Here is a 23,517-nt window from a genome sequence, read left to right as displayed (position 1 = left end):
GAGCCGCTGCCTCCGTTGCTGTCCGACCAGTTGCTGGTGTAGGTCTGAACAGTATTGCCGGCGCTGTCGGTGCTGGTGCTGTTGCTCCAATCGGAGGTGTAGCTATAGCCTTGACTATCGGTAGAGGTGGAAGTGCCGCCCAGAGAGTTCCAGTTTACATCGTAATAGCTGGTGCTGCTGCTAGTGTTGCCCTGACCGTCATCGTAATTAGTAATAACGTTATAGCCAATTAATACGCCATAGGAATCGTATACTTCTATTGTCTCAGTTGTTTCGTTCATAAATTTTATTTCGACAGTAAATTAAATTCATCAGCAGAGTCTGCATATTTATTTTTTATCTTTTGTTTTTTGTTTTTGTTTTTTGCCCTCCATCTCAAAATTTTCCAATCTTATGAAGCATTAACTTCATATTTAATTACAAATAACAAGAATGAAGTTATATCCTCTTATCCACCAGATAGATCATCTCCATTCCTCAAAACTAAAATGTAAAAAATATTTCAAGAAACATAAGCATCTGTGACTCTCACTTTTGAAGTAGAATTAACTGCCTAGCCCTAACTATATGAGCAGAGATAGAAGTCAGGCGCTAATACTATTTTCTTTGAGCTTATACCTTTCCTATAAAAGCGCGGCTCTTTTCTGCATTGCTTTTCTAAAATTAAGCTCCAATTCTTACAGACGTACCCTAAAGATAATATTTGAAAGATACAAAAGTTTTACTCTCTTCTTGCTTGGAAACATACGGCTTTGTTAAAGCTGTAATCCTTATTAGTCAGGACTACCCTATCGTAAAAATATAATGGCTTAGATGGGAATAATATAAGACGACAGTGTAATACCAAGTTTTCTTGAATACTTTCGAGCAGTTCCTGATCACTTCAAGCTGCCACTCCATAGCACTGGCCAGATTTTTATTACATCCCTAATTATCAACATCTCAGAATAATTAAACAGTTTCTAAGATAATTACAGCCTTATCGGCGCAATAAGTAAATTCTTTAAATATGGGGAAATATTTTTCTGAAAGATACTGATCTATCGCTATAATAATTTTGAATACAAAAATTGAAAAAATTTCACCCTATATAACCTATAGTGCACTATAAGTCTAACGGATTTACTCAAACTGCGCATCTGCTAAAAATAAATTTAACTTATACTTCCCGCCTAAAATATGTGGAGCCATGTCTCTAGTAAGAATACGCAGTCGATTTAACCTCATTTATCAAATGATAATTAATACCATTACCCTATATTGATAGGGCCAATTTATATATCTTCTCCTGAATTTATGTCACAATACTGATCTTTTTTGATGTTACTTTGTGCAAAATGGAAGTTTCTACTAAATCGGATTTGGAAAAAGCTTTAAGTCTGTGCAAGGGGGCTTTTTTATCAGCCGCTGGTTTCAGCATGATCATCAATTTTCTGATGATTGTTCCTTCTATTTATATGCTACAAGTTTATGATCGCGTGGTGCCAACCGGCAATCAATCGACATTACTCATGCTGACCCTGATCATGATAGTGCTGTTTATCACATTGGGGGCATTAGAGTGGGTGCGTTCTCAGATCCTGGTCAGGGTCAGTACCCGATTGGAAACCCTGCTTAATGAAAGATTATTTCATATCGCCTTTAAGCAATCATTATATTCAGGTGGACAAAGGGCGTCATCGCAGGCGTTAGATGACTTAACCGGCTTAAGGCAATTCATGACCGGCAATGGACTGTTTGCTTTCTTTGATGTGCCTTGGATGCCTGTGTATATCGCCCTAATGTTTGTTTTTCATCCTTGGTACGGTTGGGCAGCCGTTTTCACAGCTATTGTTTTGGCTATCATTGCGGTAGTAACTGAAAAAACTACTGGCAAGATATTAGCGGAAGCGAATAATTTGGCTATTTCAGGCCGTGGCCAGCTCAATAGGAATCTTAAAAACGCTGAAGTTATTGAATCAATGGGTATGCTAGGCAATATCCGAAAACGGTGGTTCAACGGCGCCCTCAAAGTATTGGAACTGCAAGCTGTAGCAAGCTCTCGAGCAGGCTTGTTGACATCATTATCAAAGATCATACGCCTTTCGTCTCAATCGTTAATTTTGGGCCTGGGCGCGTATCTGGTTATCCTCCATGAAATTACTCCCGGCCTGATGATTGCCGGATCAATCTTATTGGGCAGGGCGCTGGCGCCCATTGACTTAATGATTGCCACCTGGAAAGGTTTCATCAGCGCTCGCAGCCAATACCAGCGTCTTAATGAAATGCTGAAACAAAATCCTGTGGATCAGGAAAAGATGACGCTCCCCGATCCGCAAGGCCGCTTACAAGTGGAAGCGGCCGTGGTCGTTCCGCCGGGTGCTAAATTACCGGCCATCAAAGGCATCAGCCTGTCAATTGAAAAGGGTGATGCCGTCGGCATCTTAGGTTCCAGCGGCGCCGGCAAATCGACGTTCGCGCGCGCTTTATTGGGCATTTGGCCAACGGCTGACGGCACCATCCGCTTGGATGGGGCTGATATTTTTACCTGGAATCGCCAGCAGCTAGGCAATTTTATTGGTTACCTGCCCCAGGATATCGAGCTATTCGACGGAACCATCGGCGAAAATATTGCCCGTTTCGGCGCTGTTGACCCTGAAAAAGTTGTGGAAGCGGCCAAAATGGCAGACGTACATGAATTGATCCTGCGCTTGCCGGAAGGGTATGACACGTTTATCGGCGCTAACGGCGGCAATCTGTCCGGCGGCCAACGCCAGCGGATTGGCCTGGCACGAGCATTATATGGCAATCCAATTTTAGTGGTACTGGATGAGCCGAACTCAAATCTTGATGAACAGGGAGAGAAAGCATTGGAGAATGCCATCCAGAAACTCAAGGAAAGAAAATCAACCGTGATCATAATCACGCATCGCCACAATGTACTGGCCAAAGTCGATAAATTGCTAATCCTTCAAGACGGCGCCCTGGCAGTATACGGCCCGCGCGATCAGGTCATAGCCCATTTACAGAAGCAAAACGCTCAGCCGGCGCCACGGCCACAGCAAGCATCGGCTATTTCGACCTCACCCGCCGCACATTCTGTATAACCTGCTGATTAATGATGAAAGGAAAACTTGAGCAGCACAATATCGTCAGGATAGCTGACTTGCATACTGACGACCGGCCGATTCGCAATATCGGCTTTACGATCGTATTAATTACATTCGGTATTTTCGGCGTCTGGAGCTACTTTGCTCCTATAGATAGTTCCACCCTAGCATTGGGTGTAGTAACAGTCAAGTCTTACAAGAAAACCGTGCAGCATCTGGATGGCGGCATCATGGCCAAACTACTGGCCAAGGATGGCGATTTGGTTAACGAAGGCCAGCCGCTGCTGATGCTTGATGACACCCAAACCAAAGCACAACTGGAAATTATCAAAAGCCAATACATAACCTTAATGGCACAAGTCGCGCGCTTGCAGGCGGAGCGGGACAACGCACAGGAAGTGCGCTATCCGGAAAAGCTGCAAGACCAGGCCGATCCCAGAATACCGGAAGCAAAACAAACCGAATCGCATATCTTCATGGCGAGAAAAAACACTTATGAAGGAGAAATAGCGGTCCTTAAGCAACGTATCAGTCAGATTTCCAGCAAAATAGACGGCCTGAAAGGACAAAGCCGCAGCAAAAAAGAACTGATAACCTCTTATGACGAAGAGATACACGATTTAAAAGAATTACTGGCTGAAGGCTTCGCAGACAAGCTACGCTTGCGTGATCTGGAACGCAATTATGCATTGATTAGCGGCGAAATTGCCGAGTTAAGTTCAGAAATTGCCGGTAGCGAGATGCAAATCAGTGAAAACCGACTGCAAATCCTGCAAATACAAAAGCAGTTTCAGGAGGAAGTGGCAAACAAACTTAGCGAAGCACAGGCGCAACTGTACGATGCTTCTGAACGTTTGACGGCAACGCAGGATAAATTAAACCGTACAGCCATCAAGGCGCCGGCGAGCGGCATGGTACTGGGTTTGTCGGTTCATACCGAAGGCGGCGTCATTGCCGCTGGCAAGCCGATATTGGACATCGTCCCGCAAAATGCCGAGTTAATTATTGAGGCGCAAGTATCGCCGCTGGATATCGATCGCGTGAGTGTAGGCTTGATGGCGGAAGTGCGTTTCAGCACCTTCAAGCAAGCGCTGACACCCGTCATGGAAGGCAAGGTCATCCAATTATCGGCTGACCGGTTCACGGACGAAAAAACCGGCAATCCATATTATCTGGCGCGTGTTGAATTGACACCCGAGAGTTTCCAGAAACTCGGCGATTTGCAACTCTTGCCGGGCATGCCGGCTGAGGTCCTGATCAATACCGGGGAAAGAACGCTGTTTGAGTATCTATCGCAACCGGTTACCAATGCTTTCGCGCGGGCATTTATAGAAGATTAAACAATGAGGACATCAGCATTATTAACGGCATTATTGATCGTAATGCCGGTATCATCAGGTTATGCCGAAGATCTCCAAACGATTTATCAACAAGCCTTAGAAGCAGACCCGCAGCTGAAAACGGCAGCATTGAGGGTGGAAATAGGTTCAGCTCAAAAAGGCCAGGCGCTGGGCGAAATGCTGCCGCAAGTCAGTGCCAGCGGCAACTGGTCAGTCAATGATCAACGCGTTAAAAATGCCGGTTCGGACAGTTATCACGGCACACGTTATTTTGTATCCCTGAGCCAGACTTTAATTGATTTCGCCAAATTCTGGAACTGGAGACGGGTGGCCGAAGTAAAACATCAATATGAGGCGGAGCATACCGAAGCTCGGCATACCCTGATGTTTAATGTGGTGGACCGCTATTTCGGCGTGCTGGAAGCGGAAGACCAGATGTACTTCCTGCAACGGCAAAAGGCCTTGACCCAAAAACAATTGCAACAGGTCCAGAAGCAGTATGCCAAGCAATTAATCAAAATCACCGGTTTATATGAAGTGGAAGCCAGGCTGGATAAGATAACTGCCGATGAAATTGAAGCTGAAAGCATTCTGGTGACGGCCAAAGAAAGCCTGAGGGAATTAACCAATACCATGCCGCAGCGGCTGCAAAAATTAAGGGAGCAAATTAACTATCAGGAATTAGAAGGCCCCTTGGAGCAATGGCTAGAAGTAGCCAAAAGCGAAAACCCGACATTATCAGCCCTGCTCAGCGCAATCGAGGCGGCACACGATGACGTAGCGGTCCAGAAGTCCCGATATCTGCCGGTAGTCGATTTGCAGCTCAATTACTACAACACCAATACCGGTTATCAGAGCGCCCAAATACCCGAACTGGAAACCCAGGTAGCCGCCGTCAATGTCAATGTGCCTATTTTCACGGGCGGCACCACGACGCATCGCCTGTTTGAAGCGCAACACAGATTGGAAATCAGTAAAGAAGAGCTTGAAGCCCAAATACGTGCTCTGATTAAGGAAACGAGCGACTCATTTTTAACTTCTAATGCCAATGTCAGGCGCATCATGGCCTCGCGGAAAGCGCTCGAATCGGCTGTCAAATCCCGGGAAGCGATGGAGCGTGCGTTTCACTACGGCGTAGCTACGGTCAGGGAGGTATTGGAGGCTCAGGAAGACGAATATCTGGCAGAAAGAAACCTGTCACAAGCCAAATACAGTTACATCAAAAACCGTATCCGTTTTTTGCGCGCGATAGGCATGATCAGCGATGAAAACATCCGCGAAGTCAATGATTGGCTGGAAATAACTCCAGAACAACCACAACAAAGCTCGGTTTCGGCTAATGAGGCCAGTTAGATTTGGTGTTTGGCAGAAGATTTTCAGCTTAGGATGGCGAGAAATAAATCCTCTGAATTTTGACGCGCAGCAGGTGCGGGGCGGCTTAAGTCGTCCAGGGCGAATGAATTCGCCCTATATTCATCGACAAACCGGAAAGCTATTTTTAACCGAGATGATCGTTATCCGCCCGTTACGCTCATATGCCGCAAGATGATGGGCTGCTCGTGGATATTGAATTCATGCTTTTCGGGCTTGATCGACATCGCATCGATAATGGCCTGTTTCAGAACGGCCATATCTCCGGGATGCGCTCGCATGACTTTTTTCAAATCGACCGAATGCTCATTGCCAAGACACAACAGCAAACGGCCTTCCACAGTCAGGCGCACGCGGTTGCAGGTACTGCAAAAGTTTTCACTGTGCGGCGAAATGAAGCCGACGCGCGTCCGGCTGCCGGCCACTTTGAAATAGCGTGAAGGCCCGCCGGTTTTTTCAGTTGAAGTTATCAAGGTAAACTCGCGCGCCAGATCGGCTTTGATCAGATCACTGGAGCAATACGCTTCCGAGCGGTCATGCTGACTGATGATGCCCAGCGGCATTTCCTCGATGAAGCTGATGTCAATCTCATTATCGACGGCAAACCGAACCAGATCGCAGACTTCCAGATGATTCCGATTTTTCAGGATGACCGCGTTAATTTTCAGCCGCTCAAACCCGGCCGCTTTGGCCGCCTGAATGCCTTTCAGCACCTGCTCCAGATTACCGGTTCGTGTTATGGCCTTGAATTTATCGGCATCGAGCGTATCGAGGCTGATATTGATGCGTTTGATGCCGGCCTTCTTTAATGAAGCCGCCGCCGATGCCAGATGTGAGCCGTTCGTCGTGATGACCAGCTCATTCAAACTTTCAATTTTACCGATGTCCTCCAATAAACCCAGCGCGCCTTTTCTGACCAGCGGTTCGCCGCCCGTCACGCGGATTTTCTTGACGCCCAGTTCGGTAAACGCCTTGGCCAGCGTATAAATCTCTTCCAGCGTCAGAATCTGCGTGCGCGGCAAAAAGGTCATGTCTTCCGCCATGCAATAGACGCAGCGGAAATCACAGCGATCGGTAATGGAAATCCTCAAGTAATCGACTTTTCTGCCGAAGCGGTCGATCAATTGAGCGGGATCAGAAGAATTCATACTATCTTAGGGTAAATAAATCCAAGCCGGCTATATTACCATATTGTCCCCGCAAACGCTGTCAGCCGTTTCGAAAATACAATACGCTGTAGACACAGCCAAGCAACCGATCTATCCGGATTATCTGTGCATTTATGCTTTTTTAATGACCTATGCGCTTCTGCCGATTCGCCATGATGGCTACGCGCAATCTGTTAAGCTGCTGTAGTAACAAGGCAAATCCGGTTGCAAGGAACGGTTTGACCTTTTGCGCCAGCAAAGCCAGGTGTCGGAACAGCGTCAGGCCGATGCGGTGACTGTTTTGGACCAGCCGGTAAAGAAACGGCCGTAGTGCAGCAAGATCGACTTTTCTGTCCCGGATTTTGCCGTGCCGATACAACCAGTGCAACAAGCCGCCGACATAAAGCACGAAAACACTTTGGCCGGCCAGAAACCAGATAAACCGGCCGGTACCAGTCAATGCCTCGCCGGTATGCAGAGGCCATATCCAGGTCGCCAGCGTCTCGCCTGCCGAAAATTCAGAAGGGTTGCGCACTTCCTTGATCTGGCCGCTCCAGCGGTCCACCCAGACTGTCGTATATGGATGCCGCTGATTAATTTCGCCTGGCTGGCGCAAATTGACGCGGTAGATGCCGTTATCGCCGACCGGTGTCGTAATGCGCCTGAGTTCGGCACGCGGAAAAGGCCCCTGAGCCATAAAGGTCGCAGCCGCCAAACCGGTGGGGTGGTTGTTGGGAACTGCCGTGCTGATGATGTCGCGGCCCGTTTCGCCATGCGCCATGCCCGATGCCCCAGCCAGAGACTCCAGCACCGCAGGATAGCTCAGCAAACACCCTGTGGTTGCCAGCAACAGCAAGGGAGCGGCGCTGATCAGCCCGATAAAACGGTGCAGATCGAAAGCCAGCCGGATCATTCCGGCATTAAGGCGGATCGTGAACGCTTGCCTGAGCTGCCGCCTACCGGGCCACCATAGATACAACCCGGTACCGATGGAAACCATCAGCAGCAGCCCCAGGAAGCCCACGGCATTCCAGCCGAAGCGGTCGAGCCGAAGCTGGGTGTGCAGGTCCAGCAGCCATGTCGTCACAGTCTGTCCCCAGAAACGGCTACCGACGACTTCCGCCGTATAGGGATTGACCGATACCATCAACGGCGCATACAGCTCGAAGTAGGTCTCTCTCGGCTTGTCGTACCAGGCCGTCACCATGCCGTGCGGCGATCTTGGCATTTCCAGCGTCCAGGCGCCGTAACGGTCAGGATGCGCCTGCCGCACCGCTGCCATGATCCGGTCCAGCGACTGATACTTTCCCTGCGGCTGTTCGATGACAAGTTGCGGGTTCAGCAGCGCGTCAATCTCTTCGCGGTACACGCTGATGCTGCCGGTCAGGCCCATCAGAGCGAAAAAAAAGCCTGCGGTCAGCGCCAGATAAAGATGAATCTTGAGCCAGGTTTGCCGGGTCAGTATGCGGTGCATGGGACGATAGATAGCCGTAGAAGAAATAAGGGCATTATCCCACAGGCGCCCGGGATTGTCCCGCCAGATCAGGTTGTGGCAAATGAATTACCGCATTTCACCCATCGAGCTAAATCCTCGCATGAAAACCTGCATACAGTTAGAATATAAGGCTTTTCAAACTCATACAGGGAGAGACGTCATGAAATTCAAAGCCTTGTTCATCGGCCTGTGCTTGCTGGCATCCAGCCACAGCTTTGCTACGGAAAAAACTAAGATTCGCCTCGGCGTGCTTGCGTTTGGCACAGCCGACTGGGAGTTGTCGGTCATCCAAAACGATCCGGCAACCGCATCGGCGGATTTTCAACTGGACGTGCAGAAACTGGCCAATCCTGAAGCCGGCAAAATCGCGTTGCAATCAGGCTCCGTCGATATGATCGTCTCGGACTGGATCTGGGTGTCGAAACTGCGCGCGACCGGCTCCGATTTCACGTTTTTCCCCTATTCCACAACATCCGGCGCGCTAATTGTGGCCGATGCAAGCCCTATCCGTGCAATCAAGGATCTAAAAGGCAAACGCCTGGGCATTGCCGGCGGCGAACTGGACAAGAACTGGCTGCTGTTGCAGGCGCTGGCGCAAAAAGAGCAGCTTGACCTGAACAAGGATGTAGACAAGGTGTTCGGCGCGCCCCCTTTACTGAATGAGCAGATCAAGCAAAACCGCATTGATGCCGTGCTCAATTACTGGCATTTCGCGGCCCGACTGGAAGCGCAGGGTTACCGGCAGATCATCGACGGCAAAGGCATCGTCAAAGCGCTGGGCATTAACGAAGACGTCCCCACTCTCGGCTACGTGTTCAAGCAGAGCTGGGCCGCGAGCCATAAAAACGCCGTCAACGCTTTCCTGAAAACCAGCCAGCGCGCCAAAGACCAAATCTGCACATCGGATGCCGTCTGGCAAAAAATTATTCCATTAACTCAGGCGGAAGATGCGTCTACTCAAAACAAAATGCGGCAGCGTTATTGCGAAGGCCAGATTAAACAATGGGGAGAACAGGAGCAGCAGGCGGCCGGCCGCATCTATTCCATGCTGCGCACATTGAGCAACAAGCAACTGACAGGCGATTCCGAATCCCTGCAGCCCGGCACCTTCTGGTCGATTTCACAATAGGCTCGGACATTTGAGTAGTCGTCAAAAACTGTTGCCTGCCCTGTCATTGCTGGCTTTCCTGGCGCTCTGGCAAGGGCTGGCCGCCTATTTAAGCAGCAGCGTGTTGCCGACGCCGGAAGCGGTAGCCCATGTTTTCTGGCGCGAAACCCTGTCAGGACAACTGCCCTATCACTTGGGCGTCACTTTGCTCAGGCTTGTAGTCAGTTTTGCCGTTGCCATGCTGCTCGGCTGCGCAATCGGCATCGTCCTGGGCCGGCATAAGAAACTGGATACGTTCTTCGACAACTGGCTGGTCATTTTTCTGAACATTCCGGCGCTGGTCACGATTATCCTGTGTTACGTCTGGTTCGGCCTGATCGAATCGGCTGCGATACTGGCCGTCGTCATCAACAAGCTGCCTAACGTCGTCGTGACGATCCGCGAAGGCACGCGGGCGCTGGATCAGGATTTACTGGAAATGGCCCGCTGTTATCATTTCGGCCGGCGCAAGACATTGGCGCATGTGATCTGGCCGCAATTGCATCCGTTCGTCATGAGCGCTACGCGCTCGGGTCTGGCATTGATCTGGAAAATCATCCTGGTGGTTGAATTGTTGGGCCGCAACAACGGCATGGGTTATCAACTGCATTTGTTTTTCCAGCTGTTCGATGTCGCCGGCATTTTGGCTTATACCATCGCCTTCGTGGCCGTGATTCAACTGATAGAACTGATGATCCTGAAGCCTCTAGACAGAAAATCGCAACGGTGGCGCCGATGACCGACATTCGCATCCGCATCGATAGCAAGACTTATCCGGCCATAGGCCAGGCCGGCCAATATCAGGCCATCGCCAATCTTGGTCTGTCGCTGAGAGCCGGCGAATTCGTCTGCCTGGTCGGCCCATCCGGTTGCGGCAAGACAACGCTGTTGAATATTATTGCCGGCCTGGACCCTGATTACGACGGCGAGATTATGCTGGGCTCGCTGCATACGTCACCCAAAATCGGTTATGTATTCCAGAATCCGCGCCTGCTGCCGTGGCGTACGGTCAGGGAAAACATTGAACTGGCGCTGGGCAGCCATCAATCCCCGGAGCTGATCGATCCGCTCCTGGAAACCATGCAGCTGACGCGGGCGCAACATGTTTATCCCGAACGTCTATCTCTGGGCATGAGCCGTCGTGTTGCCATTATCCGCGCGTTCGCCGTCGACCCCGACGTGTTATTGATGGACGAGCCTTTTGTTTCGCTTGACGCGCCCACGGCCAGACAGGTCCGGGATCTGCTGCTGAAACTGTGGCGGCAGCGCCCGCATACGGTTCTGTTTGTCACGCATGATCTGCGGGAAGCCATTGCACTGGCCGACCGGCTGGTCTTCCTGTCCTCATCCCCCATGCATGTGCTGAGCGAAATCACTGTACCCATCGCCCGGGAAGAACGCCATAACGAGACGTTAATCGAATCGTACAGGCAGCAATTGATGAAAGACCACCCTGAAATAAGGCAGCTTTTATAACCGGCATCAACCTTGAAATCAACGATCAAATATCAGATACTTAAGGTTTTTTAAGCCTTAGCCGGGCTTGCCATATAACCACCGGAGACTGACAAAGCATGAACAAAAAAATTATCCTGGGATCAACCATAGCAGCGCTTGCCTTAAGTCCATTAACTTCATCGGCAGCTGGCGACAGCGAGCAATACCCTGCCGCTAATTTCCAGCCTAAGGTCGTCTATATCGATAAGGAGGCAGTCAAGCTCGAAAAAGAGGCGGCCAAAAAAGAGTGTGACGAGAAACCATCAGCGAAGCCTGAGAGAAAGAAATCCGAGTTCGACCCTAAATACCCGGCAGCAAACTTCCAACCCAAAGTTATATTCCCTGCCGCTGAATAAGCTTTCCCGGGAAGCCGGGGTTTGATCCGGATGATTTTCTGAATCCATCAAATTCCGGCTTTATCAAGCGTGGTATAACCAACAACTGGAACACGACCGCCACCCTTTTTCGCCGCATGCCGCTAACTGTATGAATAAAACATTGTCAGCATCGGTTTCCTGCCCGGCCTCAATTTCATTAATTTTTTAATGAAAGCTTGCCGAAGTTTTACCAGCTTCTCATCCCAAGACTGCAGAGCCATGTTTTTTTACGTTGGAAAAAACAAAAAAGAATTTAATCCCGCGCTTATGGTAAAATTGCTTTTATTTTGCCCCGATAGCTCAGTAGGATAGAGCGGTCCCCTCCTAAGGGACAGGCCGGTGGTTCAAATCCGCCTCGGGGCGCCATTAACTGCAATGACTATCGCCATAGCGGTACTCCACCAATCCCGTCACTAAAAACGCCCATAACAACCTGATTGTGATCATTATTAATTTAACGCGTTTTTATTAGAATTATTCCTTTTACCCTGTGCTGTAAGACGCATGCCCGTCAACATCAGCTTTTTTGAGACCTTAATATTATGTCATTTTCCACGCTCGGTTTATCCGATCCGCTATTGTGCGCCATTGCTGATGCAGGCTATACCAACCCTTCGCCAATTCAGTCCCAGGCGATTCCTGCCGTGTTGCGAGGCCATGATCTTCTGGCTGCCGCACAAACCGGCACCGGAAAAACCGCAGGTTTTACGTTACCTATCCTGCAGCGTTTATCGCAAAAGTCTTATGGCGCAAACCGGCCGATAAGAGCCTTGATCCTGACCCCGACTCGCGAATTAGCCGCCCAAGTTGGAGAATCGGTTACTAAATATGGCGCTCATCTGCATCCGCGATTAAAATCGGAAGTCGTTTTTGGCGGCGTCAAAATCAATCCGCAAATGATGCGCTTAAGAGGCGGCGTGGATGTTCTGGTGGCAACGCCGGGCCGCCTACTGGACCTGGTCAGTCAAAATGCGGCTAAACTCGATAAAGTGGAAGTACTGGTGCTCGACGAGGCTGATCGCATGCTGGACATGGGCTTTATCCGAGACATCCGCAAGATAATTGCATTATTGCCCAAAAAACGTCAAAACCTGTTGTTTTCAGCCACCTTTTCCGACGACATTCGCAAACTCACGACCGGCCTGCTGGTCAATCCCGTGAAAATCGAAGTGGCCCCGCGCAATACCGCCGCCGAACTGGTTGAGCAGATTGCCTATACCGTCAACAAAACCCAGAAAGCCGAACTGCTTTGCCACCTGGTAAAGGAAAATGACTGGCGGCAGGTGTTGGTGTTTACCAGCACCAAGCATGGCGCCAACCGGCTCACTGAAAAACTCAACAAAGTTGATATCAAGGCCGCCGCTATTCATGGCAACAAGAGCCAGGGAGCCAGAACCAGCGCCCTCGCAGGCTTTAAAGCCGGTGAACTCCGCGTATTGGTTGCGACCGATGTAGCGGCGCGCGGCATCGATATCGCGCAGCTGCCGCATGTAGTCAATTTTGAACTACCCCGCTCGCCAGCCGATTATGTGCACCGGATCGGCCGAACGGGGCGCGCCGGCGAAGAAGGACAAGCCATATCATTAGTCTCGCATGACGAATACAGCGCCCTGCGACTCATTGAGAAGCTGATCGGTAAGTCCATTAAACGCGAACAGATCAATGGCTTTGAAGCGTCTGAAATCGCGCCGCCGGAACCGCCTGCCCAACCACGCGGACCGCGCCCCGGCAGAAATTCAAACCAGCCGCGCAGAAACTCAAGCCAGCCACGCAGACCTACAGGTGCTCAGCCAAAAAGTCCATCCCGTGCCAGAAGCTATGCCTGATTAAAAATGCGGTAGTCGAAGCGCCTACTTTGGGTAGGCGCCCATACGCCTAGCTGGCTTTGCGCACTTTAAAACTGCGCCCTTTTATCTTCCCTGCCTTTAATCTCGCCAGCGCTCTTTCAAAGCTGTCCCGCTGGACAGCAACGAAAGATTGCAGATCAAAAATATCGATCTTTCCCACTTCGCTGCCAGCCAGACCGGCTTCACCGGTTAATGCCCCCAGAATATCGCCCGGGCGCACTTTATGCTTGCGTCCGCCGTCAATATGCAAAGTGACCATAGGCGGCTCGAACCGATGTTCATGCTTCATCTGAAAAGGCGCCACTTCATCCCAAATCGCGGGCTTATTTTGATAATCCTCAATGGCTTTTACCCGACTGGTTTCCTGCTGCGCGCATAAACTGAGCGCCAAACCTTTTTTCCCGGCTCGCCCCGTCCGGCCGATCCGGTGCACATACACTTCAGGATCCCAAGGCAATTCATAATTGATCACCGCTTGCAGATCCTTGATATCCAGGCCTCGGGCAGCCACGTCAGTGGCCACCAGAATCGAGCAGCTCTTATTGGCAAAACGCACCAGCACCTTATCCCGATCCCTTTGTTCCAGATCGCCATGAAGACTCTGAACGGAAAAACCGCTTGATTCAAGTTCGTCCGCCAAATTTTGGCAGTCTTTTTTGGTATTGCAGAAAACCACTGTCGATTCAGGCCGATGGTAAGCCAAAAGATAGCCCAGCGCACTAGCTCTACCCGCTCTCTCTATCTGATAAAAGCGTTGTTCGATATCGCTGTCATGATGATGGGCCTCGATGCTGACCGTAACCGGCTTATACTGATAATGCCGGCTCATTTCCCGTATCGGGTCGGAATAAGTTGCGGAAAACAACAAGGTTTGCCGATGATTCGGCGCATACGAGATCACATCGGATATGGCGTCTTCAAAGCCCATGTCCAGCATCCGGTCCGCCTCATCCAGCACCAGTACCTTGAGATTGCTCAAGCGCAAGCTGCCTTTTCGCAGGTGTTCCTGTAATCGTCCAGGCGTGCCGACCACAATATGCACGCCATGCTCCAACGAACTGACTTGAGGACCAAACGGCACACCGCCGCACAAGGCCTGCACCTTGATATTCTGAGTAAAGCGAGCCAGCCTGCGAATTTCCTTGCAAACCTGATCGGCCAGTTCCCGGGTAGGGCAAACAACCAAGGCTTGAACTCTGAAACTGCTCAAATCCAGTCGAGATAACAGGCCAATGCCAAAGGCAGCAGTCTTGCCGCTGCCTGTCTTAGCCTGCGCGATGACGTCCTTACCTTCGAGAATATGCGGCAGGCTTTCGGCCTGAATAGGTGTCAATTTGCTGTAGCCTAGGGATTCAATGTTAGCGAGTAAGGCGGGTTTTAAGGGTAAAGCTGAAAATTCGGCAGTGTTCACAAGGACTCTTTATAACGCGAATGGCGGCGGAAATGCCGTCATTGAATTGACTATGGTAACAGATCCGGGTATGCCAGACCTGATAAGGTTAGTTATGTGCTTTGAAATAGCTCAAATGCATTTTATTGTCAATGAACGGGAAAGCATTCATCTAACTTGAAAAATACCATCCCGCCCAATGCAACGGCGCAGATATCTGCTGTTGATAGACCAGCTTATGGAGCAGATCTTAATGAGGTTAAGGCAATTAAATCGAAATATCGACAAACCCATGCACGCCGCGCTTGGATTTAACCGCCAGCCATGCCTTTAGTTGCTTCAGCTCTTCGGTTTCCTCCAGCGAATCCAGGCTTTGCTTGTTTTTTAACAGGCGGAACGCCGCTGAAAGCACATTATAGCGGTCGCCGGTAATACCGGCGCGCCGCAAACCCACCGTGTTCAATTTATAATGCCGCGCAGGACGCCCGCCGATCAGCGTAAAAGGAATGACATCCATATTCAAACCTGTCGTGCCCTGTACAATCGCGTATGAACCGATCCGGCAGAACTGGTGCGCAACCACGGACCCACCCATGAAAACCCGGTCACCGACTTCAACATGGCCGCCAATGGCAACATTGTTGGCGAAAATGGTATTGTTGCCGATCTTGCAATCGTGCGCGACATGACTGTTATTCATGAAGAAACAACCCGAGCCTATGCGCGTTTCGCCGTTTTCCTTTGAAGCGCGATGCGCCGTAAAGCCTTCCCTGAACACATTGTTGTCGCCGATTTCAAGCCAGGAAACCGTTTCGGGTTTAAAGCTGACATCCTGCGGCAATCCGCCCAGAACGGCATGGGGATGTAAAATATTGCCGTTACCCATTTTCACATACTGCTGCACGACGGCATGGGCGCCAATCTGACATGCCCGCCCCATCTCAACACCCGATTCAATAACGGCGAAAGGGCCTACCATCACATCTTCGGGTAATGATACATCCGGTGCAATATAAGCAGTCGGGTGAATATTTTGTGCCATTTTAATTATCCTCTTGGATGATATTTTGAATGTAAATCTTTTAATCGTTCGCGGGCGATATGCGTGTAAATCTGTGTAGTGGATAAATCGGAATGCCCCAATAAGAGTTGCACGACGCGCAAATCCGCACCGTGATTCAACAGATGTGTTGCGAAGGCATGTCTGAGCGTATGCGGTGACAGCTCTTTTTTAATGCCGGCTTTTTTAGCATGGCGCTTGATGATATGCCAGAAGGCCTGCCGCGTCATACCGGCGGCACGGTTGGTCACGAACAGATAGTCGCATTGCCGCTCCCCCAGAAGGGTCTTTCGGGCCTCACTCATGTAGTTTTCCAGCCAACTCATCGCTTCTTCGCCGACCGGCACCAGCCGCTCCTTATTGCCTTTGCCGGTGATTCTGATCACGCCCTGCCTGAAGCTGACCTGCTCAAACTTTAAACTAACCAGTTCGGATACCCTAAGCCCCGTGGCATAAAGCATTTCCAACATGGTTTTATCCCTGAACCCGAGCGCATGCGTTACTTCAGGCGCATTCAGCAATAGTTCGACATCGTTCTCAGATAACGATACCGGTAACGGCCGGCCGATATGCGGCGATTCTATCAATGCCGTAGGATCGATGGTTATACTGTTTTCCCTGAGATAATAGCCATAAAAGCGCCGCAAACTGGATAAAATGCGCGCCGATGACCTGTTGCCTATACCGTCTTTATAACGGCTCGCTAGAAACCTTGATATATCGCTACCGTCGACGTCCAGCATGGACTTTCCTGCCAGCCACTGGGCAAAAATCCTCAAATCACTGCCATAGGCCGACAGCGTATTTTCGCTCAGACCCTGTTCGACCCAGGCCGCATCCAGAAATTGATCTATGAAAGCCGTTGAATTCATTTTTTATGGGCGGCTTCAAATGCCAGCAACTTGGATTTTATAGCCATGAAATCACCCTCTGTCTGACCCGAATAACCGCCCATGCCGGAAACGGACACCACCCGGTGACAGGGAATGATTAGCGGGAAAGGGTTATCCCGACAGGCATTCCCGACAGCCCGCGCAGCCGATCCTATTCTGCGGGCTAGAGCCGAATAAGTAATTGTTTCCCCGAATGGTATGCGGCAGAGTTCAGCCCAGACTTTATTTCTAAAATCGCTGCCCTGCTTTAACAACTTCAGGTGAATAGGTTTTTCCGGAGTCAGCCAATACTGGTTTAATTGCCGCTGTATGTCATGCTCACCAGCAGTGCTAATAGTTTGAACCGGACTACCGGCAAACTCCCAGTCGGCCTGAAACAACACATCGCCATGAACAAATAAAATCAAATTACCGGCAGGTGTTTGAACTTTAAAAATCTCCTCATCCTCTGAGCAGTTTTCAACCCAATGAATGATGAATGGCATAGTTAAACCTGAATTGATTAAATAGCGCTTAGGCCGAATGAATTCGGCCCTGCAAATAGACAAACATCCATGTCTCGGGCATAAAAAAGGCAGCTCAAAGCTGCCTTTTTTATAACATACATCAAAAAACCGATTAAAGTTTTTCTTTGATACGAGCCGCTTTACCGGTCAGATCACGCAGGAAATACAATTTAGCACGGCGAACGTCACCGCGACGCTTAACATTGATCTCGCTGATCATAGGACTGTGAGTTTGAAAAACACGCTCAACGCCTGTACCGTGAGAAATCTTTCTTACTGTGAAAGCAGAGTTTAAACCGCGATTACGTTTTGCAATCACTATGCCTTCAAACGCCTGAATTCTTTCACGTTCGCCTTCTTTTACTTTAACCTGTACAACAACTGTGTCGCCTGGACCAAAGTCAGGAATCTGTTTCAGCTGTTCTGCTTCCAAAACATCAATAATATTGCTCATTGCCACACCCTATTTTTCAACTTCAATTTTAAATTCGTTCAGCAGTTTTTCCTGCTCTGCATTTAAATTCATTTTTTTCAATAAATCCGGCCGCCTCAGCCAGGTTCTTCCCAATGCCTGCTTCATCCGCCAGCGGTTTATGTCCGCATGATTGCCGCCCAGTAAAACCTCCGGCACCGAATGTCCTTCAAGCTGTTCCGGCCTTGTAAAATGCGGATAATCCAGCAAGCCATTCATATGAGAGTCCTGCAGAGCAGAATCCTCGTCCCCGAGCACACCGGGCAACAAACGGGTCACCGCATCGATCACTATCAGCGCCGCCAGCTCACCACCGCTGATGACATAGTCTCCGATAGACCATTCATCATCGCAATCCAACTCGACAAAGCGCTCATCAATTCCTTCATAACGCCCTGCCACTAAAATCAATTGAGGAACATTGCAAGCCTCTGAAAGCAAAGCCTGCGTAATCGGTTTGCCTTGCGGACTCAAATAAACCACTTTGGCAGAGCCAGTGCCGGCCTGTTTGGCATCACAGACAGCATCATGCAATGGCTGGTATTTCATGACCATACCCGGGCCGCCGCCATAAGGCCGGTCGTCGACCGTTTTATGCCTGTCGTGCGTATAATCGCGCGGGTTCCAGACCGATAGACGAACTATATCTCGCTCAATAGCCCGCCCCGTCACACCGTAACTGGCAGCCGCTGCCACCATGTCCGGGAATAACGTTACGACATCAAATCGCATACTGCATAATTAAAATTCCGGATCCCAATCAACAATCATAGTGCTGGCATCCAGATCAATATTAATTATGGTTTCTCCCTGTAAAAACGGAATGGCCCGCTCTCGCTCACCCTGAACGACTAATACATCATTCGCTCCGGTTTCCAGCAGACTATCAACCACGCCCAACTGAACACCCTCAACGGTTTCAACTTTCAACCCGACCAGATCGGACCAGTAATATTCGCCTTCAGTCGTTTCCGGCAATTGATTATGGGTTATAAAAATATCCCAGCCAACAAATCCTGCAGCTTGATCTCTATCAATAATGTCATCAAGCTGAGCGATTACCGCCTTGCCGTGAAGAGCCCCATCGATGACATCAAGTTGCTTGATTTCGCCGCCTTTTTTCAGCAGCCACGGAGAATAACTTAAAATATTCTCTCTTGGATCGGTAAAAGAAAAGACCTTAAGCCACCCTTTTACACCAAAAACGCCGGAAATCCTGCCAACGTTTATATCTTTCCGCGCTGACAAACCAAATTACGCAGCAGTTGCTTTTTGTGCGTCTTTAATTAATTTCGCAACGCGGTCAGAAGGCTGCGCGCCATTAGCTTTCCAATATTCAACGCGAGCGCAATCCAGACGTAATTTTTCTTCTTTGCCACGCGCTACCGGATTGAAAAAACCAACGCGTTCGATATAACGACCATCACGGCTGTTTCTGCTGTCAGTCACAATCACATGATAAAAAGGACGATTTTTCGCGCCGCTTCTAGCAAGACGAATGGTTACCATTTAAGTTCCTCAAAAAAACATTAAGTCAAAATTTAATCTGTCTATTTTACGCGATTTTCTACATAAGTGAAGCACAAATTCACTCATTACCTACAGCATCACTTAAGAGACCGTGAGAAATATAAAGCGGCCGCAGTTACCCACGAAAAAATGTAGCGCATCTGCGGCAACAAAAATTACATTCTCATACCGCGAATGTTGCTCTTCATGCCACGAATCATATTGGTTATATTACCTTTCTTGAAACGCTTCATCATTTTTTCCATCATCTTGAATTGCTTCAGAATCCGGTTAACGTCGTGCAGCTGCTGACCGCAGCCATCCGCAATACGTTTCTTGCGATTGCCTTTGATCAAATCGGGAAAGCGACGCTCCTGCATGGTCATGGAGTTAATCACAGCAATCTGGCGCGCCAGCTCCTTGTCATTGACTTTGTCTTTCATTTCCTGCGGAATGCTGCTCATGCCAGGCAGTTTGTCCAGCATGGAGCCGACTCCACCCATGCTCTGCATTTGCTGCAATTGCTCACGGAAGTCTTCCAGGTCAAAGCTCTTGCCTTTCTGTATCTTTTTGACCAGTTTCTCGGCTTTTTCCTTATCAACCTTCTGCTCGATCTCCTCAATCAGACCCAGCATATCGCCCATACCTAAAATACGGGAAGCCAGACGATCAGGGTAAAACGGCTCCAAAGCCGTGGCTTTCTCACCCACACCGATAAATTTGATCGGCTTGCCGGTAATATGACGGATGGACAATGCCGCACCGCCGCGCGCATCACCATCGGCTTTGGTCAAGATCACACCAGTCAGCGGCAATGCATCATTAAAGGCTTTGGCTGTGTTTGCCGCGTCCTGACCGGTCATGCTGTCGACGACAAACAAGGTTTCGACCGGATTGATGGCGGCATGCAATTCTTTGATCTCGACCATCATCTCGTCATCGATATGCAGACGGCCGGCGGTATCGATGATAATGACGTCGAGGAATTTTTTCTTCGCCGCTTCGATCGCATTCTTAGCGATATCGACCGGCTTCTGAGAAATATCGCTTTCAAAGAAATCCAGAGCAAGATCATCAGCCAGTGTCTGTAGCTGCTTGATAGCGGCAGGACGATAGACGTCGGCACTGACGACCCCGACTTTTTTCTTTTGATTTTCTTTCAGCCAGCGGCCTAATTTGGCAACCGTTGTGGTTTTACCGGCACCTTGCAGACCGGCCATCAAAATGACGGCTGGCGGGACGGCTTTCAGATTAAGTTCTTCATTCGCCTCGCCCATCACCTTGACCAGTTCGGCCTGAACCAGTTTGACTAATGATTGTCCCGGCGAAAGGCTGGTCTGAACTTCCTGACCCAACGCACCCTCTTTAACGCGTTCAATAAAATCCGTAACAACCGGCAAAGCCACGTCCGCCTCAAGCAAGGCCATGCGCACTTCGCGTAGCGTTTCCTTGATATTGCTTTCAGTCAGCCGCCCTTGGCCTCTAACTTTCTTAAGAGTATTACTTAGTCGATCGGTTAAATTATCAAACATATCTGCGTCTTTATTCTGTAATCAAGGAAACGTAATTATTCAGATTCTCTATGCGCAGCAAGATCTTCAATCGTAGCCGAAGCGCACCCTGTCAGATCAAAATTATGCCGGGGCTGAATATTTACATGGAAACCACTACCTAACGCAAATGCGTTAGAACTATTTAGCCAGTTATATTAACATACCCATTAAGACCTTTGCACCACTCGCTGTCAAGTCCTGAAGCAATAACTTTAAATCGTACTTCTCAGCTTTAATGCATTGATTAAATTAGACATTAGCAATTGAATGAAAATTTAATCAGCCGCTCTTAAACCAACAACCCTAAATTTTAATTGGGCCGGAAAGCTTTAGCTGTAACAATGATAGCAAGGTTCTACTATACAAAAGAAAATACAGTCAAATGAACGCCACCTTTTTTGCCGCTCTTTCAATCTGTGCCTATCTAGGCAGCACCTTGCTTATTGCCCGTAAATTTCGCCGTGGCGATGGCAATCAAACTCCGCTTTATCTTGCCTGGTTTGCCGCATGCGCGCATCTCGCCTATATCACCGTTAACTTCCACAATGAGAATGGCTTTAATTTCAGCTTTATCAGCACCGCCTCACTGGTTTCGCTGATTGTCACCCTGCTGTTATTAACTGCGACGCTCAGTAAACCGGTCGAAAAACTAGGCATTGCGATATTTCCCGCCGCCGCCATTATGCTCGGCCTGGAGCTGGCTTTTCCGGAGCGCCCCCGCTTTCTTCACAACCATAACTGGCAGATGAGCATTCACGTTCTGACGTCTATCATTGCTTTCAGCCTATTAAACATCGCCGCTCTGCAAGCGATATTACTGGCCATTCAAGACCAGCAGCTCAAAAGCCATCCCCCAAAACCCTTTATTTTGTCATTGCCGCCACTGCAGACGATGGAATCGCTGTTGTTTCAAATGCTCGCCGCCGGCGTTGTCTTCCTGACGATCTCATTGATCAGCGGTTTTATATTCATAGAAGATTTGTTTGCGCAGCATCTGGTGCATAAAACCGTGCTATCGATACTGGCATGGATTGTATTTTCAAGCCTGCTAATAGGCCGCAGCCGTTACGGCTGGCGGGGCCGAACAGCGATAAAATGGACGCTGATCGGCTTTATATCGCTGCTTCTGGCTTATTTCGGCAGTAAAATGGTTTTGGAATTGATCCTGAACAGGGCTTGAGGTTATAAATTACAGAGCCGAATCGGGGCACTGATTTCGGCCTGAGCCGGTTGTTACGGAAACGTTTGGTCGCCAAATACATGTCGAATGAAATCCGCAAAAGGCGGTGAGACGCCGCCAGAACAACTGCCGTTCTTCACACCCGCTACTTGTTTGAGGCCCAAGTATCTCAATATCCTTACGCTGGATTACTTTCAACTCTTCGAGCAAAAGTGATGCGCCGAATTCTGTGTTTGGCCTTAATTGCATCTGCACGGCGAACACAGCTGCTCTTTTTAAACTGCACAGTTTGAGTTAGAATTCAAACAATCAACGGACCTGAACCTTACCAAAAAGCCTGCATGCTGACTCTCCATCCCCGCCAAATCAAGCTGCTCGACCAACATCAAGAGCAGCAATTCCGCGTCACTCTGCGCAAGTACATTCAACAGGAATACCCGGCTTATGCCCAGGTTTCGCCAGCCATTCTGACGCGTTTGATCGGCTTTGGCCTGGCACGGGCGCGCAGTTACGGATTCCTCTGGCAATCCAGCCTGGGTCAGTTCGTTTACCTGATGGTTGCTGTCGCACCGAATTTTGATCTGCATCCGGCGATACACTCGATTTTGGCTAATGCCGATCTGCCTGCCGAAAAACGCATCGCGAGCCTGACTGAGCGGCTGCCCCCGGGCGTTTGGACAGAAGCGGCCGATACGGCCAGCACGATAGGCTGGTTTCTCGACAAAGACGGTTTCAAGCTTGACCTTCATGCCCGCATACTTCTGGCTCTGGCCAACGCCTTGCCGGCCATTGCCGCTCCTTCAGAGGCGCTGGTGCAGCGTGCGCTCACACGCGCCGAAACCCTGGGGCTTTTGACAGAAGACTCCCAGTTTGTTTTCGCGGCCTGCTGCCTGCATTACGGAGAAAACTTCGAGCTTCAAGCCCCTTGGGCTAAAGGATTATTGACGCCGGCCTTCACGCCCCAAGCCCAAACCGCCTTGCTCAGAGTGCGGCTGGCGCTGGATGCCGGCCTTTGGTTATAGGACATTAAAAAGTGGCAGAATTGATTGAAGAGGCAACGCAATTTGGCACCGGTTTCGGTAAAGGCATCTGGGACTTCGGCAAGGAAACCGTCCAGGGCGTCGCCGACCTGGGCCAAGCCGGCTATAGCCTGGCTACCGATCCGGCCTACCGCGAACAGGCCTTTGAAACCGCTAAAGAGATCTCCAAACAGGTGGGTAATGGAATCGGCCAGGCCGTAGACGATCCTGCTGGCGCCCTCGCCGACATCAAAGACCGCGCGTCCGGCGCTTGGGATGCTTATCAGACAGAAAGAGCCCAGGCCGCCGCTGAAGGCCGTCTGGCCGAGTTTGACGGGCAGATGGCCGGCCGCGGCCTGGCTGAAATCGGCAGCGTGTTCATGCCGGTCAGCAAGCTGGGCAAACTGGGCAAGGCGGGGGAAGTGCTCGCGGGCACAGGCAAGCTGGAGAAAGTCGCTGCGGCAGCCGGCGCCGAAAAGCGCGCGGCCCAGGCCATCCAAGCCGGACAGGCCTTGCCCAAGCAGGCACCCCGCAGCAAAGTCCTGTGTCCCTTGGGCAAGCCGGACCGCCCGGCCGCGAAAAAAACCTCCCCCAAGACCGGCAAATCCGCCGCCGGCAAACCCA

At 49.9% G+C, this 23,517-nt stretch carries 22 protein-coding genes, 1 tRNA gene and 1 pseudogene; 12 read left to right on the top strand and 12 right to left on the bottom strand.

The window, feature by feature from the left end:
• A partial coding sequence (locus tag IT781_RS02095) for a hypothetical protein (RefSeq protein WP_228778861.1) occupies positions 1–281 on the bottom strand: 281 nt, incomplete at its 3' end.
• A 1,056-nt stretch (positions 282–1,337) separates the two neighbouring features.
• Between IT781_RS02095 and IT781_RS02090 the strand changes: the two genes are divergently transcribed.
• From IT781_RS02090 to IT781_RS02080, 3 genes are read left to right on the top strand one after another with little or no spacing between them, the layout of a single operon-like run.
• The gene (locus tag IT781_RS02090; RefSeq protein ID WP_194968608.1) at positions 1,338–3,086 is read left to right on the top strand and encodes a type I secretion system permease/ATPase; all 1,749 of its coding nucleotides are present in this window, start codon (positions 1,338–1,340) and stop codon (positions 3,084–3,086) included.
• Positions 3,087–3,097: 11 nt separating this feature from the next.
• Complete coding sequence (locus tag IT781_RS02085; RefSeq protein WP_228778860.1) at positions 3,098–4,429, top strand: HlyD family type I secretion periplasmic adaptor subunit; 1,332 nt, start codon at positions 3,098–3,100, stop codon at positions 4,427–4,429.
• 3 nt (positions 4,430–4,432) lie between these two features.
• Complete coding sequence (locus IT781_RS02080; RefSeq protein WP_194968475.1) at positions 4,433–5,782, top strand: TolC family outer membrane protein; 1,350 nt, start codon at positions 4,433–4,435, stop codon at positions 5,780–5,782.
• A 161-nt stretch (positions 5,783–5,943) separates the two neighbouring features.
• Here the strand turns inward: IT781_RS02080 and moaA are convergent, their stop codons facing one another.
• Entirely contained in the window at positions 5,944–6,948 is a 1,005-nt protein-coding gene (gene moaA / locus IT781_RS02075) for a GTP 3',8-cyclase MoaA (RefSeq protein WP_194968474.1), read from the bottom strand.
• Between the two features lie 142 nt (positions 6,949–7,090).
• Entirely contained in the window at positions 7,091–8,422 is a 1,332-nt protein-coding gene (locus tag IT781_RS02070; protein WP_194968473.1) for a PepSY domain-containing protein, read from the bottom strand.
• A gap of 181 nt (positions 8,423–8,603) precedes the next feature.
• Here IT781_RS02070 and IT781_RS02065 point away from each other — a divergent pair, with 181 nt between their 5' ends.
• The 6 genes from IT781_RS02065 to IT781_RS02040 all read left to right on the top strand — a co-directional run bounded on the left by IT781_RS02065 (position 8,604) and on the right by IT781_RS02040 (position 13,290).
• Positions 8,604–9,572, top strand: a complete 969-nt coding sequence (locus tag IT781_RS02065) for an ABC transporter substrate-binding protein (protein WP_194968472.1) — start codon at positions 8,604–8,606, stop codon at positions 9,570–9,572.
• Positions 9,573–9,582: 10 nt separating this feature from the next.
• Positions 9,583–10,329 (top strand): ABC transporter permease, encoded by a 747-nt coding sequence (locus IT781_RS02060; protein WP_194968471.1) that lies wholly within the window; start codon positions 9,583–9,585, stop codon positions 10,327–10,329.
• Positions 10,326–11,066, top strand: coding sequence for an ABC transporter ATP-binding protein (locus IT781_RS02055; protein ID WP_194968470.1), 741 nt, complete (start codon positions 10,326–10,328; stop codon positions 11,064–11,066). The genes IT781_RS02060 and IT781_RS02055 overlap by 4 nt, the downstream gene beginning before the upstream one ends.
• Positions 11,067–11,164: 98 nt before the next feature.
• Positions 11,165–11,443 carry a hypothetical protein gene (locus IT781_RS02050; RefSeq protein ID WP_194968469.1) on the top strand — a complete coding sequence of 93 codons (279 nt, stop codon included), beginning with the start codon at positions 11,165–11,167 and terminating at the stop codon, positions 11,441–11,443.
• A gap of 310 nt (positions 11,444–11,753) precedes the next feature.
• Positions 11,754–11,830: transfer RNA gene (locus IT781_RS02045), tRNA-Arg, on the top strand.
• A gap of 176 nt (positions 11,831–12,006) precedes the next feature.
• Complete coding sequence (locus IT781_RS02040) at positions 12,007–13,290, top strand: DEAD/DEAH box helicase (RefSeq protein WP_194968468.1); 1,284 nt, start codon at positions 12,007–12,009, stop codon at positions 13,288–13,290.
• A gap of 49 nt (positions 13,291–13,339) precedes the next feature.
• On the opposite strand, the gene dbpA is transcribed toward IT781_RS02040, so the two are convergent.
• The 9 genes from dbpA to ffh form a co-directional block, all read right to left on the bottom strand.
• Positions 13,340–14,722: an ATP-dependent RNA helicase DbpA gene (gene dbpA, locus IT781_RS02035; protein ID WP_194968467.1), complete on the bottom strand. Its 1,383-nt coding sequence runs from the start codon at positions 14,720–14,722 to the stop codon at positions 13,340–13,342.
• Between the two features lie 247 nt (positions 14,723–14,969).
• A complete protein-coding gene (lpxA, locus tag IT781_RS02030) occupies positions 14,970–15,743 on the bottom strand; it encodes an acyl-ACP--UDP-N-acetylglucosamine O-acyltransferase (protein WP_194968466.1) in 774 nt (257 codons plus the stop codon).
• 5 nt (positions 15,744–15,748) lie between these two features.
• On the bottom strand, positions 15,749–16,633 hold the full coding sequence (xerD, locus tag IT781_RS02025; RefSeq protein ID WP_194968465.1) for a site-specific tyrosine recombinase XerD: 885 nt from the start codon (positions 16,631–16,633) through the stop codon (positions 15,749–15,751).
• Positions 16,630–17,139: a methylated-DNA--[protein]-cysteine S-methyltransferase gene (locus IT781_RS02020; protein ID WP_194968464.1), complete on the bottom strand. Its 510-nt coding sequence runs from the start codon at positions 17,137–17,139 to the stop codon at positions 16,630–16,632. Before IT781_RS02020 ends, xerD begins: the two co-directional genes overlap by 4 nt.
• A 133-nt stretch (positions 17,140–17,272) precedes the next feature.
• Positions 17,273–17,614 (bottom strand): 50S ribosomal protein L19, encoded by a 342-nt coding sequence (rplS, locus tag IT781_RS02015; RefSeq protein WP_194968463.1) that lies wholly within the window; start codon positions 17,612–17,614, stop codon positions 17,273–17,275.
• Between the two features lie 9 nt (positions 17,615–17,623).
• Entirely contained in the window at positions 17,624–18,364 is a 741-nt protein-coding gene (gene trmD, locus IT781_RS02010) for a tRNA (guanosine(37)-N1)-methyltransferase TrmD (protein WP_194968462.1), read from the bottom strand.
• 9 nt (positions 18,365–18,373) lie between these two features.
• Entirely contained in the window at positions 18,374–18,880 is a 507-nt protein-coding gene (gene rimM / locus IT781_RS02005) for a ribosome maturation factor RimM (protein ID WP_194968461.1), read from the bottom strand.
• A 6-nt stretch (positions 18,881–18,886) separates the two neighbouring features.
• Complete coding sequence (gene rpsP, locus IT781_RS02000) at positions 18,887–19,141, bottom strand: 30S ribosomal protein S16 (RefSeq protein WP_194968460.1); 255 nt, start codon at positions 19,139–19,141, stop codon at positions 18,887–18,889.
• Positions 19,142–19,317: 176 nt separating this feature from the next.
• Positions 19,318–20,673 carry a signal recognition particle protein gene (gene ffh / locus IT781_RS01995; protein WP_194968459.1) on the bottom strand — a complete coding sequence of 452 codons (1,356 nt, stop codon included), beginning with the start codon at positions 20,671–20,673 and terminating at the stop codon, positions 19,318–19,320.
• Between the two features lie 403 nt (positions 20,674–21,076).
• Between ffh and IT781_RS01990 the strand changes: the two genes are divergently transcribed.
• The 3 genes and pseudogenes from IT781_RS01990 to IT781_RS01980 form a co-directional block, all read left to right on the top strand.
• Positions 21,077–21,874, top strand: coding sequence for an inner membrane protein YpjD (locus IT781_RS01990; protein WP_194968458.1), 798 nt, complete (start codon positions 21,077–21,079; stop codon positions 21,872–21,874).
• 341 nt (positions 21,875–22,215) lie between these two features.
• Positions 22,216–22,896, top strand: coding sequence for a hypothetical protein (locus IT781_RS01985; protein ID WP_194968457.1), 681 nt, complete (start codon positions 22,216–22,218; stop codon positions 22,894–22,896).
• A gap of 11 nt (positions 22,897–22,907) precedes the next feature.
• Positions 22,908–23,517 (top strand): annotated as a pseudogene (locus IT781_RS01980) (RHS repeat protein); the annotation flags it as partial.

Origin of the sequence: Methylobacter sp. BlB1, assembly GCF_015476545.1 — a bacterium.
Classification (GTDB): Bacteria; Pseudomonadota; Gammaproteobacteria; order Methylococcales; family Methylomonadaceae; genus Methylobacter.
Note: the sequence above shows the minus strand (reverse complement) of the source record. Positions and strands in the feature narration are given on the sequence as shown.

Coding starts and splice junctions, on each gene's coding strand:
- rplS (WP_194968463.1), bottom strand. CDS start 17,614: ATGAGCAATATTATTGATGTTTTGGAAGCAGAACAGCTGAAACAGATT.
- rpsP (WP_194968460.1), bottom strand. CDS start 19,141: ATGGTAACCATTCGTCTTGCTAGAAGCGGCGCGAAAAATCGTCCTTTT.
- IT781_RS02065 (WP_194968472.1), top strand. CDS start 8,604: ATGAAATTCAAAGCCTTGTTCATCGGCCTGTGCTTGCTGGCATCCAGC.
- xerD (WP_194968465.1), bottom strand. CDS start 16,633: ATGAATTCAACGGCTTTCATAGATCAATTTCTGGATGCGGCCTGGGTC.
- IT781_RS02040 (WP_194968468.1), top strand. CDS start 12,007: ATGTCATTTTCCACGCTCGGTTTATCCGATCCGCTATTGTGCGCCATT.
- IT781_RS02055 (WP_194968470.1), top strand. CDS start 10,326: ATGACCGACATTCGCATCCGCATCGATAGCAAGACTTATCCGGCCATA.
- IT781_RS01985 (WP_194968457.1), top strand. CDS start 22,216: ATGCTGACTCTCCATCCCCGCCAAATCAAGCTGCTCGACCAACATCAA.
- IT781_RS01990 (WP_194968458.1), top strand. CDS start 21,077: ATGAACGCCACCTTTTTTGCCGCTCTTTCAATCTGTGCCTATCTAGGC.
- IT781_RS02080 (WP_194968475.1), top strand. CDS start 4,433: ATGAGGACATCAGCATTATTAACGGCATTATTGATCGTAATGCCGGTA.
- IT781_RS02050 (WP_194968469.1), top strand. CDS start 11,165: ATGAACAAAAAAATTATCCTGGGATCAACCATAGCAGCGCTTGCCTTA.
- IT781_RS02090 (WP_194968608.1), top strand. CDS start 1,338: ATGGAAGTTTCTACTAAATCGGATTTGGAAAAAGCTTTAAGTCTGTGC.
- trmD (WP_194968462.1), bottom strand. CDS start 18,364: ATGCGATTTGATGTCGTAACGTTATTCCCGGACATGGTGGCAGCGGCT.
- IT781_RS02020 (WP_194968464.1), bottom strand. CDS start 17,139: ATGCCATTCATCATTCATTGGGTTGAAAACTGCTCAGAGGATGAGGAG.
- lpxA (WP_194968466.1), bottom strand. CDS start 15,743: ATGGCACAAAATATTCACCCGACTGCTTATATTGCACCGGATGTATCA.
- IT781_RS02070 (WP_194968473.1), bottom strand. CDS start 8,422: ATGCACCGCATACTGACCCGGCAAACCTGGCTCAAGATTCATCTTTAT.
- ffh (WP_194968459.1), bottom strand. CDS start 20,673: ATGTTTGATAATTTAACCGATCGACTAAGTAATACTCTTAAGAAAGTT.
- moaA (WP_194968474.1), bottom strand. CDS start 6,948: ATGAATTCTTCTGATCCCGCTCAATTGATCGACCGCTTCGGCAGAAAA.
- IT781_RS02085 (WP_228778860.1), top strand. CDS start 3,098: ATGATGAAAGGAAAACTTGAGCAGCACAATATCGTCAGGATAGCTGAC.